The sequence below is a fragment of the Solibacillus merdavium genome, assembly GCF_014836935.1.
GTDB classification, from domain to species: domain Bacteria; phylum Bacillota; class Bacilli; order Bacillales_A; family Planococcaceae; genus Solibacillus; species Solibacillus ferritrahens.
In genome coordinates this window covers 92,266-105,535 of record NZ_JACSPW010000002.1, presented here as the reverse complement: position 1 = coordinate 105,535, position 13,270 = coordinate 92,266, and the positions used below count along the sequence as shown (strand labels likewise).

The 13,270-nt window shown below is 38.7% G+C and carries 10 protein-coding genes and 1 other annotated feature; all 10 genes read left to right on the top strand.

The window, feature by feature from the left end:
* Nucleotides 1-36 precede the first annotated feature (36 nt).
* The 10 genes from hemA to H9632_RS03475 all read left to right on the top strand — a co-directional run bounded on the left by hemA (nucleotide 37) and on the right by H9632_RS03475 (nucleotide 13,185).
* Nucleotides 37-1,395, top strand: a complete 1,359-nt coding sequence (hemA, locus tag H9632_RS03520; protein WP_191702735.1) for a glutamyl-tRNA reductase — start codon at nucleotides 37-39, stop codon at nucleotides 1,393-1,395.
* Nucleotides 1,396-1,530: 135 nt separating this feature from the next.
* Nucleotides 1,531-2,358, top strand: coding sequence for a cytochrome c biogenesis protein CcsA (gene ccsA, locus H9632_RS03515; protein WP_191702734.1), 828 nt, complete (start codon nucleotides 1,531-1,533; stop codon nucleotides 2,356-2,358).
* 18 nt (nucleotides 2,359-2,376) lie between these two features.
* Complete coding sequence (gene hemC, locus H9632_RS03510) at nucleotides 2,377-3,309, top strand: hydroxymethylbilane synthase (RefSeq protein WP_191702733.1); 933 nt, start codon at nucleotides 2,377-2,379, stop codon at nucleotides 3,307-3,309.
* Complete coding sequence (locus H9632_RS03505) at nucleotides 3,299-4,042, top strand: uroporphyrinogen-III synthase (RefSeq protein ID WP_191702732.1); 744 nt, start codon at nucleotides 3,299-3,301, stop codon at nucleotides 4,040-4,042. Before hemC ends, H9632_RS03505 begins: the two co-directional genes overlap by 11 nt.
* Nucleotides 4,039-5,019 carry a porphobilinogen synthase gene (gene hemB, locus H9632_RS03500; protein ID WP_191702731.1) on the top strand — a complete coding sequence of 327 codons (981 nt, stop codon included), beginning with the start codon at nucleotides 4,039-4,041 and terminating at the stop codon, nucleotides 5,017-5,019. Before H9632_RS03505 ends, hemB begins: the two co-directional genes overlap by 4 nt.
* A gap of 1 nt (nucleotide 5,020) precedes the next feature.
* Nucleotides 5,021-6,310 (top strand): glutamate-1-semialdehyde 2,1-aminomutase, encoded by a 1,290-nt coding sequence (gene hemL / locus H9632_RS03495; RefSeq protein WP_191702730.1) that lies wholly within the window; start codon nucleotides 5,021-5,023, stop codon nucleotides 6,308-6,310.
* A gap of 65 nt (nucleotides 6,311-6,375) precedes the next feature.
* Nucleotides 6,376-7,029, top strand: a complete 654-nt coding sequence (locus H9632_RS03490; protein WP_191702729.1) for an alanine racemase — start codon at nucleotides 6,376-6,378, stop codon at nucleotides 7,027-7,029.
* A gap of 575 nt (nucleotides 7,030-7,604) precedes the next feature.
* Nucleotides 7,605-7,861 (top strand) — a binding site (T-box leader).
* A gap of 58 nt (nucleotides 7,862-7,919) precedes the next feature.
* Nucleotides 7,920-10,562 carry a valine--tRNA ligase gene (locus H9632_RS03485; RefSeq protein ID WP_191702728.1) on the top strand — a complete coding sequence of 881 codons (2,643 nt, stop codon included), beginning with the start codon at nucleotides 7,920-7,922 and terminating at the stop codon, nucleotides 10,560-10,562.
* A gap of 98 nt (nucleotides 10,563-10,660) precedes the next feature.
* A complete protein-coding gene (locus H9632_RS03480; protein ID WP_191702727.1) occupies nucleotides 10,661-11,932 on the top strand; it encodes a bifunctional folylpolyglutamate synthase/dihydrofolate synthase in 1,272 nt (423 codons plus the stop codon).
* A complete protein-coding gene (locus H9632_RS03475; RefSeq protein ID WP_191702726.1) occupies nucleotides 11,929-13,185 on the top strand; it encodes a bifunctional folylpolyglutamate synthase/dihydrofolate synthase in 1,257 nt (418 codons plus the stop codon). Before H9632_RS03480 ends, H9632_RS03475 begins: the two co-directional genes overlap by 4 nt.
* The last annotated feature ends 85 nt before the right edge of the window (nucleotides 13,186-13,270 follow it).

The window sequence follows — 13,270 nt, the reverse complement described above, 5'->3', positions numbered from 1 at the left end:
AATCTATGAATTAGAACGTGTGAGGTGTAGAGGTTCATGCATACATTAGTAGTAGGCTTGAATTATAAAACAGCGCCAGTAGAAATTCGTGAAAAGTTATCGTTTATCGAATCGGATCTTCCGAATGCTATGGAAGCGCTACAAAAGCAAAAAAGCATATTAGAAAACGTAATTATCTCTACTTGTAACCGTACGGAAATTTATGCGGTTGTTGATCAATTGCACACTGGCCGCTATTATATTAAACAATTTTTGGCTAACTGGTTTAACATCCCAATGGATCAATTCGAAGATCATTTATTCATTTATGAAGAGGATAAATCGTTAAATCACCTATTCCGTGTAACGGCGGGCATTGATTCAATGGTGTTGGGAGAAACACAAATTTTAGGACAAGTTAAGAAAAGTTTTTTACAGGGTCAAGAAATAGGTACTACTGGAACCGTTTACAATCAGTTATTTAAACAAGCGGTTACATTTGCAAAACGCGCCCATAATGAAACAGCGATTGGTGAAAATGCAGTATCTGTTTCATATGCAGCGGTAGAACTTGCTAAGAAAATTTTCGGTTCTTTACAAAATAAACATGTTGCAATATTAGGTGCCGGTAAGATGGGCGAACTGGCAATTCAAAATCTTTATGGCAACGGTGTAGGGAAAGTTACGGTTATTAATCGGACATTTGAAAAAGCTCAAAATTTAGCATCAAAATTCGATGGTAAAGCAAAAGCGATGAATGAATTACAATGTACGCTTCTAGAAGCAGATATTTTAATCAGTTCTACTGGAGCAACAGATTATGTCATTGATTATGATTTAATGAAGGACGTTGCAAAATTCCGTAAGGGTGACCCATTATTTATGGTCGATATTGCAGTGCCACGAGATTTAGATCCGCGTATTGGCGATGTTCCGAATATTTTTCTATATGATATTGATGACTTACAAGGAATTGTACAAGCGAACTTGGCGGAGCGTGAGCGTGCGGCAAATGAAATTATGACTATGATTCATGATGAAATCATTCAATTTAAAGATTGGTTTAATACACTGGGTGTTGTTCCGGTTATTTCTGCCTTGCGTAAAAAAGCGTCATCCATTCAAGAAGAAACTATGATGAGCATCGAAAATAAAATGCCAAACTTGACGGAACGTGAGCGGAAAATTATTAATAAGCATACGAAGTCAATTATTAATCAGTTGCTGAAAACGCCTATTCTTCAGGCAAAGGAGCTTGCTAATGAGAAAGATGCAGAAGCCCAGCTTGCACTATTCCAGCAAATTTTTGGAATTGAAGATGAAGTGCAGCAAGAAGTACAGCAGCTACACGCAGTTAAATCAAAATCCAATGAAAAAGTTAAAGAAGCAAACTTAAGTCCGGGTTTATCTTATTAATTGAACAATAGCCATTAGACATTGAGCCTTAACAAATAAAACAATAAGCGTTTTCGTATCTATATGGTAAAATCATAGATACCGAAAGCGCTTTTTTCGTAAGGTGTTTCAGTTTTAAATAGGAGAAGGGTGCATATGACAGAACTAGTAATGACAAGATTATATGAGCTTATGATTATTCTCTATGCGCTCTGTATCGTACTGTATTTTACAGATTATCTTTACAAAAATGTAAAACTCAGACGCGTTGCTTTTTGGTTTGTTTCGATTGTATGGATATTGCAAATATTATTTTTAGTATTGTTTATTTTCGAAACGAAGCGATTCCCCATTTTGTCTTTGTATGAGGGTGTATTCTTTTATGCGTGGCTTTTAACTACGCTGTCGATTGTGCTGCATTGTATTGCGCGTGTCGACTTACCGGTATTTTTTATAAATGTGTTGAGTTTTATATTCATGACAATCCATTTATTTGCACCTCAATCAAATGCTCAAATTGTGGGAGATTCTTTAGTTTCGGAAATGTTATTGATCCATATTAGCTTTGCGATTATGTCTTACGCTGCTTTTTCTGTTGCGTTTGTCTTTTCGCTACTATATCTAATTTTATATCGAATCTTAAAGCGGAAAAAGTTAAATAATTTGTGGGCAAGATTGCCAAGTTTGCAACAAATGGTTAAATGGATTAATCTATCGACAATAATCGGAATCCCATTGCTGCTTATAAGTTTAATTTTAGGGTTGGAATGGGCATTTTTAACATTAGAGAATGTTTCTATTTTTGATGTTAAAATTTTAGGTTCTTTCATAGTATCCGTTATTTACTTAATTATTTTCTTGCTGCATCAAAGAGGTAGGTTAGTTGGGACGACATATGCACAAGTGCATGTTGGTTTATTTTTGCTCGTCGTCATAAATTTCTTTCTGGGCAGCAAATTATCAAATTTCCATCTATGGGTTTAACAGAAAGGTCGGAGTATATTGAGAAAAATTATTGTAGGATCTCGTAGAAGTAAATTAGCATTAACACAGACAAAATGGTTTATTAATGAATTAAAGGCTGCAGGCGTTCCTTTTGATTTTGAGATAAAGGAGATTGTTACAAAGGGAGACCGAATTTTAGATGTTCAGCTTTCTAAAGTTGGGGGTAAAGGTCTTTTTGTAAAGGAAATTGAACAAGCTTTATTTGATAAGGAAATCGATTTTGCGGTGCACTCGATGAAGGATATGCCGGCAGTATTACCGGAAGGTCTTGTTATTGGGTGTATCCCGCCACGTGAAGATGCGCGTGATGCCTTTATATCAAATGGTCATGTGAAATTTGCAGATTTACCAAAAGGAGCAGTAGTTGGGACGAGCTCATTACGACGAAGCGCCCAGTTATTACAGGTGCGTCCGGACCTTGAAATTAAATGGATTCGTGGAAATGTTGACACGCGCTTAAACAAATTAAAAACAGAAGGCTTTGATGCGATTATTTTGGCTGCAGCTGGTTTAAAACGTCTTGGCTGGAGCAATGATGTCGTAACTGAATATTTAGATACAGATATTTGTCTACCGGCTGTTGCACAGGGATCTTTAGGGATTGAGTGTCGTGCTGATGATAAAGAGCTTCTTGAACAATTAGCGAAACTAACAGATAAAACAACTTGGAATACAGCACATGCTGAGCGTTCATTTTTAGCGGCGATGGATGGCGGTTGCCAAGTTCCGATTGCTGGCTATGCAATAGCGGATGGAGAAACACTTACTTTAACAGGTTTAGTCGCTGCACCGGATGCTTCTGTGACATATAAAGAGACATTATCAGGAACAAATGCTGATGAATTAGGCAAAGCAGTTGCCGCAAAATTAACAGAGCAAGGCGCCTTTGATTTAATTCAAAAAGTAAAGGCTGAGCTTGATGCCGAGTAATGCTCTTTCAGGAAAAACAATAATTATTACAGGTTCAGCGGTTGTACGTTCAGTGCAGCAATTAATTGAGCAGCACGGTGGGGAAGTATATAATTATCCATTAATCGAAACGGCTGAAATAGTTTCGGATGAAGATAAAATGTTTGCGGATAATTTCGATTCTTATCAATGGTTAATTTTTACGAGTCAGAATGCAGTGGCAAGCTTTATAAATAAGTGTGAGCGTAATAGAATGAAGGTTCCGTCGTCTATAAAAGTCGCAGCTGTCGGAGAGAAAACAGCTGCACTTTTACAACAGCACGGCTATCCTATTCACTTTATGCCGACTATTTACAGTGCTGATGTATTCGTTAAGGAATTTGTCATGGAGCCAACAGAACGTGCATTATTTATACGTGGTTCAATGGCGAAAAGTACAATTCATGACGGTACAGGGGCAGACGAATGGACAGTTTACGAAACACGTCCTTGTACAACTTATTTACAGGAGCTTGAGCAATGCATACTTGAACACGAAGAACCAATTGTTATTTTTGCCAGTCCATCTGCAGTTGACATTTATGCTGAGCATATCGTTCCGAATGTGGACTGGCAATATGTTAAATTTGGCTCAATTGGTCATGTAACAACATCCGCCCTTGCTAAATATGGGGTAAAACCAATTGTACAACCAAAAATCTATACGATGCAGGCTGTTATTGAGCAGCTCATCCTGGAGGAACAGACAAAATGACAGAACTTTATTTCCAGCGTCACCGTCGCTTACGCCAAAGTGCAGCGATGCGTGCCCTTGTAAAAGAAACATACTTACAAAAAGAAGATTTAATTTATCCATTATTTATTATTGAAGGCGAAAATATTAAAAATCCTGTTAGCTCTATGCCTGGTGTATTTCAATTATCATTGGATAATTTAAATGCCGAAGTAGATGAAATTGTTGATTTAGGCATTCAAGCTGTCCTTCTATTCGGTATTCCGGCTGAGAAGGATGCTGTTGGTACTGGAGCTTACCATGACCATGGAATTGTTCAAAAAGCGACTCGATTAATTAAAGATCGTCACCCTAATTTATTAGTAGTAGCAGATACTTGTTTATGTGAATTTACTGACCATGGTCATTGCGGTGTGATTGAAGGAGAGCAGGTATTGAATGATCCATCACTTGATGTGTTGGCTCGTACTGCTGTTTCTCAAGCAAAAGCGGGTGCTGACATTATTGCCCCTTCGAATATGATGGACGGCTTTGTTGTGGCAATTCGTGCAGGATTAGATGCAGCAGGATTCCAGCATATTCCGATAATGTCTTATGCCGTGAAATATGCATCAAGCTATTACGGTCCATTCCGTGAAGCAGCTGAAGGCGCACCTCAATTTGGTGACCGTAAAACGTATCAAATGGATCCTTCAAATCGAATGGAAGCAATTCGTGAAGCAACTTCAGATGTAGAAGAAGGCGCGGATTTTCTGATCGTTAAACCCGCACTGGCATATATGGATATTATTCGTGATGTGAAAAATAGCTTCCCTATACCTGTAGTTGCGTATAATGTTTCAGGAGAATATTCAATGGTAAAAGCAGCTGCACAAAATGGCTGGATAGATGAAAAGGCTGTAGTACTTGAAACATTATTAGGTATGAAGCGTGCAGGTTCTGACTTAATTATTACTTATCACGCAAAAGACGTTTGTCGTTGGCTGGAGGAAAAATAATATGACTAGTTATGAAAAATCAAAAGCAGCATTTACGGAAGCTGTTGACTTAATGCCAGGTGGGGTAAACTCACCTGTACGTGCGTTCAAATCAGTGAACTTGGACCCGATTTTTATGGAATCGGGAAGTGGTGCCGTAATTAAAGATATCGATGGCAATGAATATATTGATTATGTCTTATCGTGGGGTCCGTTAATTTTAGGACATGCTCATTCGGATGTAGTAACTGCCATTCAGGCACAAGCAGCTAAAGGTGCATCGTTTGGTGCCCCAACGCTTTCTGAAAACAAATTGGCAAAGCTTGTAATGGACCGTCTACCTTCTGTGGAAATGATCCGTTTCGTTTCTTCAGGTACTGAAGCAACGATGTCGGCATTACGTTTGGCTCGCGGTTTTACAGGGCGTGATAAAATATTGAAATTTGAAGGTTCTTACCACGGTCACGGCGATTCTCTTTTAATAAAAGCAGGTTCAGGTGTAGCAACGCTTGGTTTACCAGATTCTCCCGGTGTACCGGCAGATATAGCGAAAAATACATTAACAGTGGCATACAATGATTTAGAATCAGCAAAATTAGTATTTGAAAAATTCGGTTCAGAATTGGCAGCTGTAATTTTAGAGCCGGTTGCAGGGAATATGGGTGTTGTACCGCCTCAACCAGGTTTCTTGGAAGGCTTGCGTAAGCTTACTGAAGAAAATGGGACAATATTGATTTTTGATGAAGTCATGACAGGCTTCCGTGTCGATTACGGTTGTGCTCAAGAGTTCTATGGCATAACGCCTGACCTTACATGTTTGGGTAAAGTTATCGGTGGTGGTTTACCAGTAGGTGCCTTTGGTGGTAAACGTGAGATAATGGAGCAAATCGCTCCGGCAGGTCCGATTTATCAAGCGGGAACATTATCAGGAAATCCACTTGCCATGACTGCTGGCTATGAAACACTATCTCGTTTAAATAAAGAATCATATGAATATTTCCGTAGGCTAGGTGATCAACTAGAAGAAGGTTTCCGCTCAGCAGCAACGAAATATAATATTCCACATACCGTAAATCGTGCGGGTTCAATGATTGGGTTCTTCTTTACAAATGAAGATGTAATTAATTTTGAAACGGCCAAAAGCTCCGATCTAGAATTGTTTGCGGAATACTTTAAATTAATGGCGGAAGAAGGTATTTTCTTACCACCTTCCCAATTTGAAGGATTGTTTATATCAACAGCACATACAGAGGGACATATTGCTAAAACGGTTCAAGCATTCAATAATGTATTTGCTAAATTAGCAAGATAATCTTACCTTAATAAACTCATAAATCCCCTTTCTATGCATAATGTAAGCGTAGGGAGGGGATTTTTATGCAACAGTGGGAAATGAACGAAATGTTTATATTTCCAAAGCAATTAGGGAATATTCAACAAAATTCCAAAATAGTAGTTGAACCGAAATGGCATGAAGAGATTAATGAGGATTCTGTCGTGCTAAGAGGGATTTATGTAGTAAAAGGAAATATACAATTTGACCATAAAGCGAGAGAGGAGGAAATAGAGGAAGGCATATATATTGAGCATATCGATATAGAAAAGGATTACGGCTATTTTGAATATGCATTGCCTTTTTCTGTTGATTTCCCAAATGATCAAATTGAAAAGGTTTCGCTGCAAATAAATGAAATAAAAATCGAACCAAATAGTGGGTACTGTTTATGTAGCTGGAAAGTTAATTGTGATGTGGAAAGAAAAGTACAAGCGATGGGGGAAGTTGAGAAAATCGATGAGGTTAAGGAAGTAAAGGCGGAGAAGGAAGTGGAAGCAATTCAAGAAATTAAAGAAACTGTCGAGCCAATTCAGCATATGTCTACTACAGATCAAGAAGCAGAAGAGGTTCAAAGCCATATTTTGTTCCATGAGGAAGTGCAGCGACAAGCACAGCAGCTTCCGGCAGAAGAGATCGATTTCTTGGAACAGTTAGCAGATGCATACAGTCGTGTCCAAATTCAATTGAAAAAATAATAAAAGAGATTGGATATAATCCAAAAATTCCATTATTCTCCCTGAGAATAATGGAATTTTTTTGCTGGCATAAAAATTGATTTCCATTCTGGGACGCTTTCCGCGGGCACGGCCTGAGCCTGTAGTCTCAGGCGTCGTGCTATTCCCGCAGGAGTCGCCCTCCATTCCAATCAATTTTTAAAATATTTGTTTCTTAATAAAGGCCTTTTCTTTTATCCAATGAAATTTCTACTTCTGTCCTAGCCTATTTTGTTTAAAAAAGCCAGTCTTAAATAAAATCTGTCAATAATAAGTAGCAAAATAAAATCAATATGGCTAATAATATGATATCGCCTGTTGTCGGAATGAGTATTGTACGTATTGCCTGGAAAATTGTCAGCGGTAGAATGCAATATCTCATGTAAAATCGGAATTTTCGTAACCATGGAGGTAATAAGAAAGGGTTATAATTTTTTCGCAATTTCCAAACTCCTTTTGCATAGTATATGTTTAGAAATTAAAAAAAGTGTTTTCCCATAATAAATAAGATACTTGAAATTTCATAAAAAACAGCTTAGAATTATTTTAACTATATATTTGAAGCGTTGAATAGGAAGAGTATGTATGAACATGATGTGAAGAGAGGAAACAGTAGCTGAGAAGTTTCTACATCATACTTACAGAAGGTAGCCTAGGAGCTGACTTAGTGAAATAGCAGTAGCTGAGTTCCGGTTAGACACCGTTATCGAATGAAGTGCCGATTGGGCATAGTAACGCCGCATTGTTTGCGAGCGCTTGACTAAACCCTTCGGAATTAAAGGTGGTACCGCGAATTAACTCCCTCGTCCTTTTTAAGGCGAAGGGAGTTTTTTATTTTTATTCAACTTGTATTTGAAAAGGAGAGATTCATCATGACGGAAATTACAATGCCAACAAAGTATGATCCAAAGTCAACAGAAGCCGGCCGCTATGAATGGTGGTTAAATGGTAAGTTTTTTGAAGCAGATCCAACGAGCGATAAAGAGCCGTACTCTATCGTTATCCCACCCCCAAACGTAACAGGGAAACTACACCTTGGTCATGCTTGGGATACAACATTACAGGATATTTTAATCCGTATGAAACGTATGCAAGGATATGACGCGCTTTGGTTGCCGGGTATGGACCATGCGGGTATTGCGACACAGGCAAAAGTAGAAGAAAAACTACGCGGAGAAGGCATTTCTCGATACGATTTGGGACGCGAAAAATTCCTGAAAAAAACATGGGAATGGAAGGAAGAATACGCGTCTCATATTCGTGAGCAATGGGCGAAACTTGGTTTAGGCTTAGACTACTCAAAAGAGCGCTTCACATTAGATGAAGGCTTATCTGAGGCTGTTAAAGAAGTATTTGTTAAGCTGTATGAAAAAGGTTATATTTACCGTGGTGAACGTATTATTAACTGGGATCCAGCTGCAAAAACTGCACTTTCTGACATCGAAGTAATTCATAAAGAAGTAGAAGGCGCATTTTACCATATGGAATACCCATTGGCAGATGGCTCTGGGAAATTACGTGTAGCAACAACACGTCCAGAAACGATGTTAGGTGACTCTGGTGTAGCTGTACATCCAAACGATGAACGTTATTCACACTTAGTTGGGAAAACGGTTATCCTTCCAATCGTTGGCCGCGAAATTCCAATTGTTGCGGATGATTACGTAGATATGGAATTCGGGACAGGTGTTGTAAAAATGACACCAGCACATGACCCGAACGATTTTGAAGTAGGAAATCGCCATAATTTAGAACGTATTTTAGTAATGAACGAAGATGGTACAATGAATGATTTAGCCGGTAAATATGCTGGCATGGATCGTTTCGAGTGCCGTAAGCAGATTGTAGCCGATTTACAAGAGGCAGGCGTATTAATTGAAATTGAACCGCATACACACCAAGTAGGCCACTCTGAACGTACCAATGCAGTAGTAGAGCCGTACCTTTCAAAACAATGGTTCGTAAAAATGGCCCCACTTGCAGAAGAAGCTCTAAAAATGCAAGAGGATGAAAATGAAAAGGTAAACTTCGTACCAAACCGTTTCGAAAACACATACAACCGCTGGATGGAAAACATCCATGACTGGTGTATTTCCCGTCAATTATGGTGGGGTCACCAAATTCCAGCTTGGTACAATAATGAAACAGGCGAAATCTATGTTGGTAAAGAAGCACCAGCCGACAAAGAAAAATGGACGCAGGATGAAGACGTATTGGATACTTGGTTCTCAAGCGCTTTATGGCCATTTTCTACAATGGATTGGCCGAATGAAGAAGCGGAATTATACAAACGCTACTATCCAACAAATACATTAGTGACTGGCTATGACATTATCTTCTTCTGGGTAAGCCGAATGATTTTCCAAGGAAAAGAATTTACAGGTAAACGTCCATTCAAAGACGTTTTAATCCACGGTTTAGTACGTGATGCAGAAGGTCGCAAAATGTCTAAATCACTCGGTAATGGCGTTGACCCAATGGATGTAATCGGCCAATATGGCGCGGACTCACTACGTTACTTCTTGGCAACAGGTTCTTCTCCGGGGCAGGACTTACGTTACTCTACAGAAAAAGTAGAATCTACATGGAACTTTGTAAATAAAATCTGGAATGCTTCACGTTTTGCGTTAATGAACATGGAAGGCCTAACATATGAGCAAATTGATTTAACAGGTGACCTTTCTACAGCGGATAAATGGATTCTTTCTCGTTTAAATGAAACAATCGACCGTGTAACAACATTATCTGATAAATATGAGTTCGGTGAAGTAGGACGAGAGCTTTACAACTTCATTTGGGATGATTTCTGTTCATGGTATATCGAAATGGCGAAATTACCATTATACGGTGAAGATGAAGCAGCGAAATTAACAACGCGTTCAGTACTTGCGTACGTTTTAGACAATACGATGCGTTTACTGCACCCATTCATGCCATTCGTAACAGAAGAAATTTGGCAACACTTGCCACATGAAGGTGAGTCAATTACAGTAGCGGCATGGCCGACTGTAAACCCTGCATTCAACTTTACGGCTGAAGCAGGCGACATGCAATTGTTAATGGATATTATCCGTTCAGTACGTAACATCCGTGCAGAGGTAAATACACCGATGAGCAAAAAAGTAGCTATGACAATTTCAGCGAAAGACGATAGCATTGCAGCTGTTCTTGAAGCGAACAAAGGTTACATCGAAAAATTCTGTAACCCTGATGGATTAACAATTGGTACAGAGCTTGAAGCACCAGCACAAGCAATGTCGGCAGTTGTATCGGGTGCAGAAATCTTCATGCCACTTGCAGGTTTAATCAATATTGATGAAGAAATTGCACGTCTTGAAAAAGAGCTTGAAAAATGGGCAAAAGAAGTGAAATTAGTTTCAGGCAAATTATCTAATGAACGTTTTGTATCAAAAGCGCCAGAAGCGTTAGTAGCAACCGAACGTGAGAAATTAGCCGACTACGAAGCAAAATATGCAACGGTTGAAAAACGTATTGCAGAATTAAAAAATATGTAGTTTAAACGGAAGGGGTACCGGAATTCGGTGCCTCTTTCTTTTTATTTCGTTATAATAGAACTGATTATATATTAGCCTTATTAGGGAGAGAGTTTAAAATGTTTCAAACGATGGAGCAATGTACTAATTTTATTTTTCAATTAAAAGCAAGTCAATACAAAGGGGAACCGCTGCAGTCAGCCCGAATAATTTTAAATGCGCTTGGGAATCCAGAGAAAAAGAACAAATTTATTCACTTTGCAGGTTCGAATGGAAAAGGTTCTACTTTAAACGCGACACGCGAAATATTAATGGCGCACGGTTTAACGGTAGGTGCCTTTATCTCTCCTCATTTAGAACGAGCAAATGAACGTGTAACTATTAATAAGCACCAAATATCAGATGAAGATTTCTTACATATCGCCAACCGACTATGTGAAGTAGTGAAGGAAAAGTTAGACGGAAAGTTCCCGAGCTTTTTTGAATTTATGACACTGCTTGCCTTGCAATATTTTGCGGAACAACAGGTGGATGTGGTACTGCTAGAAACGGGGATCGGAGGACGTTTGGACTCGACCAATGTCGTCATACCGGAAGTAAGTGTCATAACAACGATTTCATTAGAGCATACAGAAATGCTTGGTGAAAGTTATGGGCAAATTGCAGCAGAAAAAGCCGGGATTATAAAAGCAATGAAACCTGTAGTTGTAGGAGTAAAAAATAAAGAAGCATTATCGGTGATTAAAGAAGCGGCGATTCAATTACATGCACCTCTTTATTTGATAAATGAGCAATTCTATATTGAGCATGCAAAAAGCTCAAACTTTGACTATGTATCAGATGTAAGTATCAGGGATATTGAAATGGCTATGGTCGGTGAGCATCAAATAGCGAATGCGGCACTGGCAATTACTGCAGTAAAATTATTCATGCCAGCTGTTGATGGACTAAAAGTAAAACAAGCACTTCAAAAAGCAAAATGGGAAGGCCGATTTGAAAGGGTATTAGGCAATATCATATTAGACGGTGCACATAATTCTGAAGGTACCGCTGCATTAATCGAAACAATAAAAGAGATAGCCCCACATCATAAAGTGAAGTTTGTATATGCAGCATTACAGGATAAAGACCATGCTGTCAGTATTGAATTAATGGATAAAGTAGCAACTGAAATGCATTTCACTCAGATTAATTTACCGCGCGCGGCAACAGCTAATCAGCTTTTCGAACAAAGTAACCATGCAAAAAAGTTTATGCATCCTGATTGGCAACAGTTGATTGAAACAGAAAAAGCAATACTGGCGGAGGACGAAATGCTCGTCATTACGGGTTCTTTATATTTCATAGCTGATGTACGAAGTCTCTTTCTTAAGAAAGGATGGATTTCATGATTCCGTTATTGAATCTCTATAAAGAGCGGTGGCAAGTGGAAAGTGAGCAAACAATTAAGCCTGGGTTAGCAGCAATTGAATCAGCGCTAAATATATTGGGACATCCTGAAAGTCAATTGAATGTCGTTCATTTTGCTGGTACAAATGGGAAAGGTTCTACATTGTCGTTTTTAGAAGCAGTGTCAAGAGCTCACGGGCTGTCGGTAGGCAAGTTTATGTCACCATGTGTTGTAGATGTCCATGATCAATTACAAATCGATGGGAAGCCTATTACAACGGATCAAATGGATCGGATGTTTCAGCAATTGGCTGAGGTGGGGCTGAGTGGGAAATTAACGGACTTTGAATTATTAACGGTTATGGCTTTTCTCTATTTTGCTGATCAAAAGCCTGATTTAGTATTAATCGAGGCGGGTATGGGCGGAAGAGAAGACAGCACGAACGTAGTCATACCTATTGTTTCGGTTGTTCCGAGTATTGCATTGGAACATACAAAATTTTTAGGTGATACATTGACGAGTATCGCACGTCATAAAGCAGGGATATTCAAAGAAAACCGCCCTGCCGTAATAGGGGATATGATTGGTAATGTAAAGGATGTTTTTGTACAGGAAGCCAAAGCAAAAAACGTAGCGTTATATTGTTATGGGCAACATTTTACCGTTACAAAAACAAACGGCTCCGAACTTTACGAAAATACGGTGTACGAAGTGAAATTCGGAAATTTACAGCGTCAGCTTTTAGGAGCACATCAAGGTCACAATATGTCTTTGGCCATTACTGCCTTTATGGAAGTGGCGAAAAAATTCCAGTTGGAGCTTGATGAGAGTAAAATTCAGCTTGGTATAAAAAATGCTGTTCTTGCAGGTCGCTTTGAACAAGTTCTGCCAAATATTTATTTTGATGGTGCACATAACCCGGCAAGCATTCAATCATTAGTCTCGACAATAAAAGAGCACTTTCCTAGGAAGCGGATTGAATTCGTTGTCGGATTGCTTGCGGATAAAGATGTCCAATCGATATTAAAACTATTAGAGGAAGTCGGGGATGCTTTTTACTTTGCTGATATTCAAAATGAACGTGCAATGAAAGCATCAGTTATTTACGAACTGAGCCAGGCAGAGAATAAATATATAATTAACGACGCATTAACGTTATTATCGGAGCCGGTGAAAGCTGATACAGTCAGAATTGTAACTGGTTCATTATATTTATTGAGCGAGATTCGACAAGAGTTTAAAAATATTATATGAAAATGCAAATAAATTATGATTTGATGGAATTTCTTTGAGGTAGATTGCAAATAAAGAAGAATATTAGCGAAACATTTTTAAAGGG

What these genes read in the sequence shown, in the direction of transcription:
- ccsA (WP_191702734.1), top strand. Translation starts at nt 1,531, where the DNA reads ATGACAGAACTAGTAATGACAAGATTATATGAGCTTATGATTATTCTC.
- hemA (WP_191702735.1), top strand. Translation starts at nt 37, where the DNA reads ATGCATACATTAGTAGTAGGCTTGAATTATAAAACAGCGCCAGTAGAA.
- H9632_RS03475 (WP_191702726.1), top strand. Translation starts at nt 11,929, where the DNA reads ATGATTCCGTTATTGAATCTCTATAAAGAGCGGTGGCAAGTGGAAAGT.
- H9632_RS03485 (WP_191702728.1), top strand. Translation starts at nt 7,920, where the DNA reads ATGACGGAAATTACAATGCCAACAAAGTATGATCCAAAGTCAACAGAA.
- hemL (WP_191702730.1), top strand. Translation starts at nt 5,021, where the DNA reads ATGACTAGTTATGAAAAATCAAAAGCAGCATTTACGGAAGCTGTTGAC.
- H9632_RS03505 (WP_191702732.1), top strand. Translation starts at nt 3,299, where the DNA reads ATGCCGAGTAATGCTCTTTCAGGAAAAACAATAATTATTACAGGTTCA.
- hemB (WP_191702731.1), top strand. Translation starts at nt 4,039, where the DNA reads ATGACAGAACTTTATTTCCAGCGTCACCGTCGCTTACGCCAAAGTGCA.
- H9632_RS03490 (WP_191702729.1), top strand. Translation starts at nt 6,376, where the DNA reads ATGCAACAGTGGGAAATGAACGAAATGTTTATATTTCCAAAGCAATTA.
- H9632_RS03480 (WP_191702727.1), top strand. Translation starts at nt 10,661, where the DNA reads ATGTTTCAAACGATGGAGCAATGTACTAATTTTATTTTTCAATTAAAA.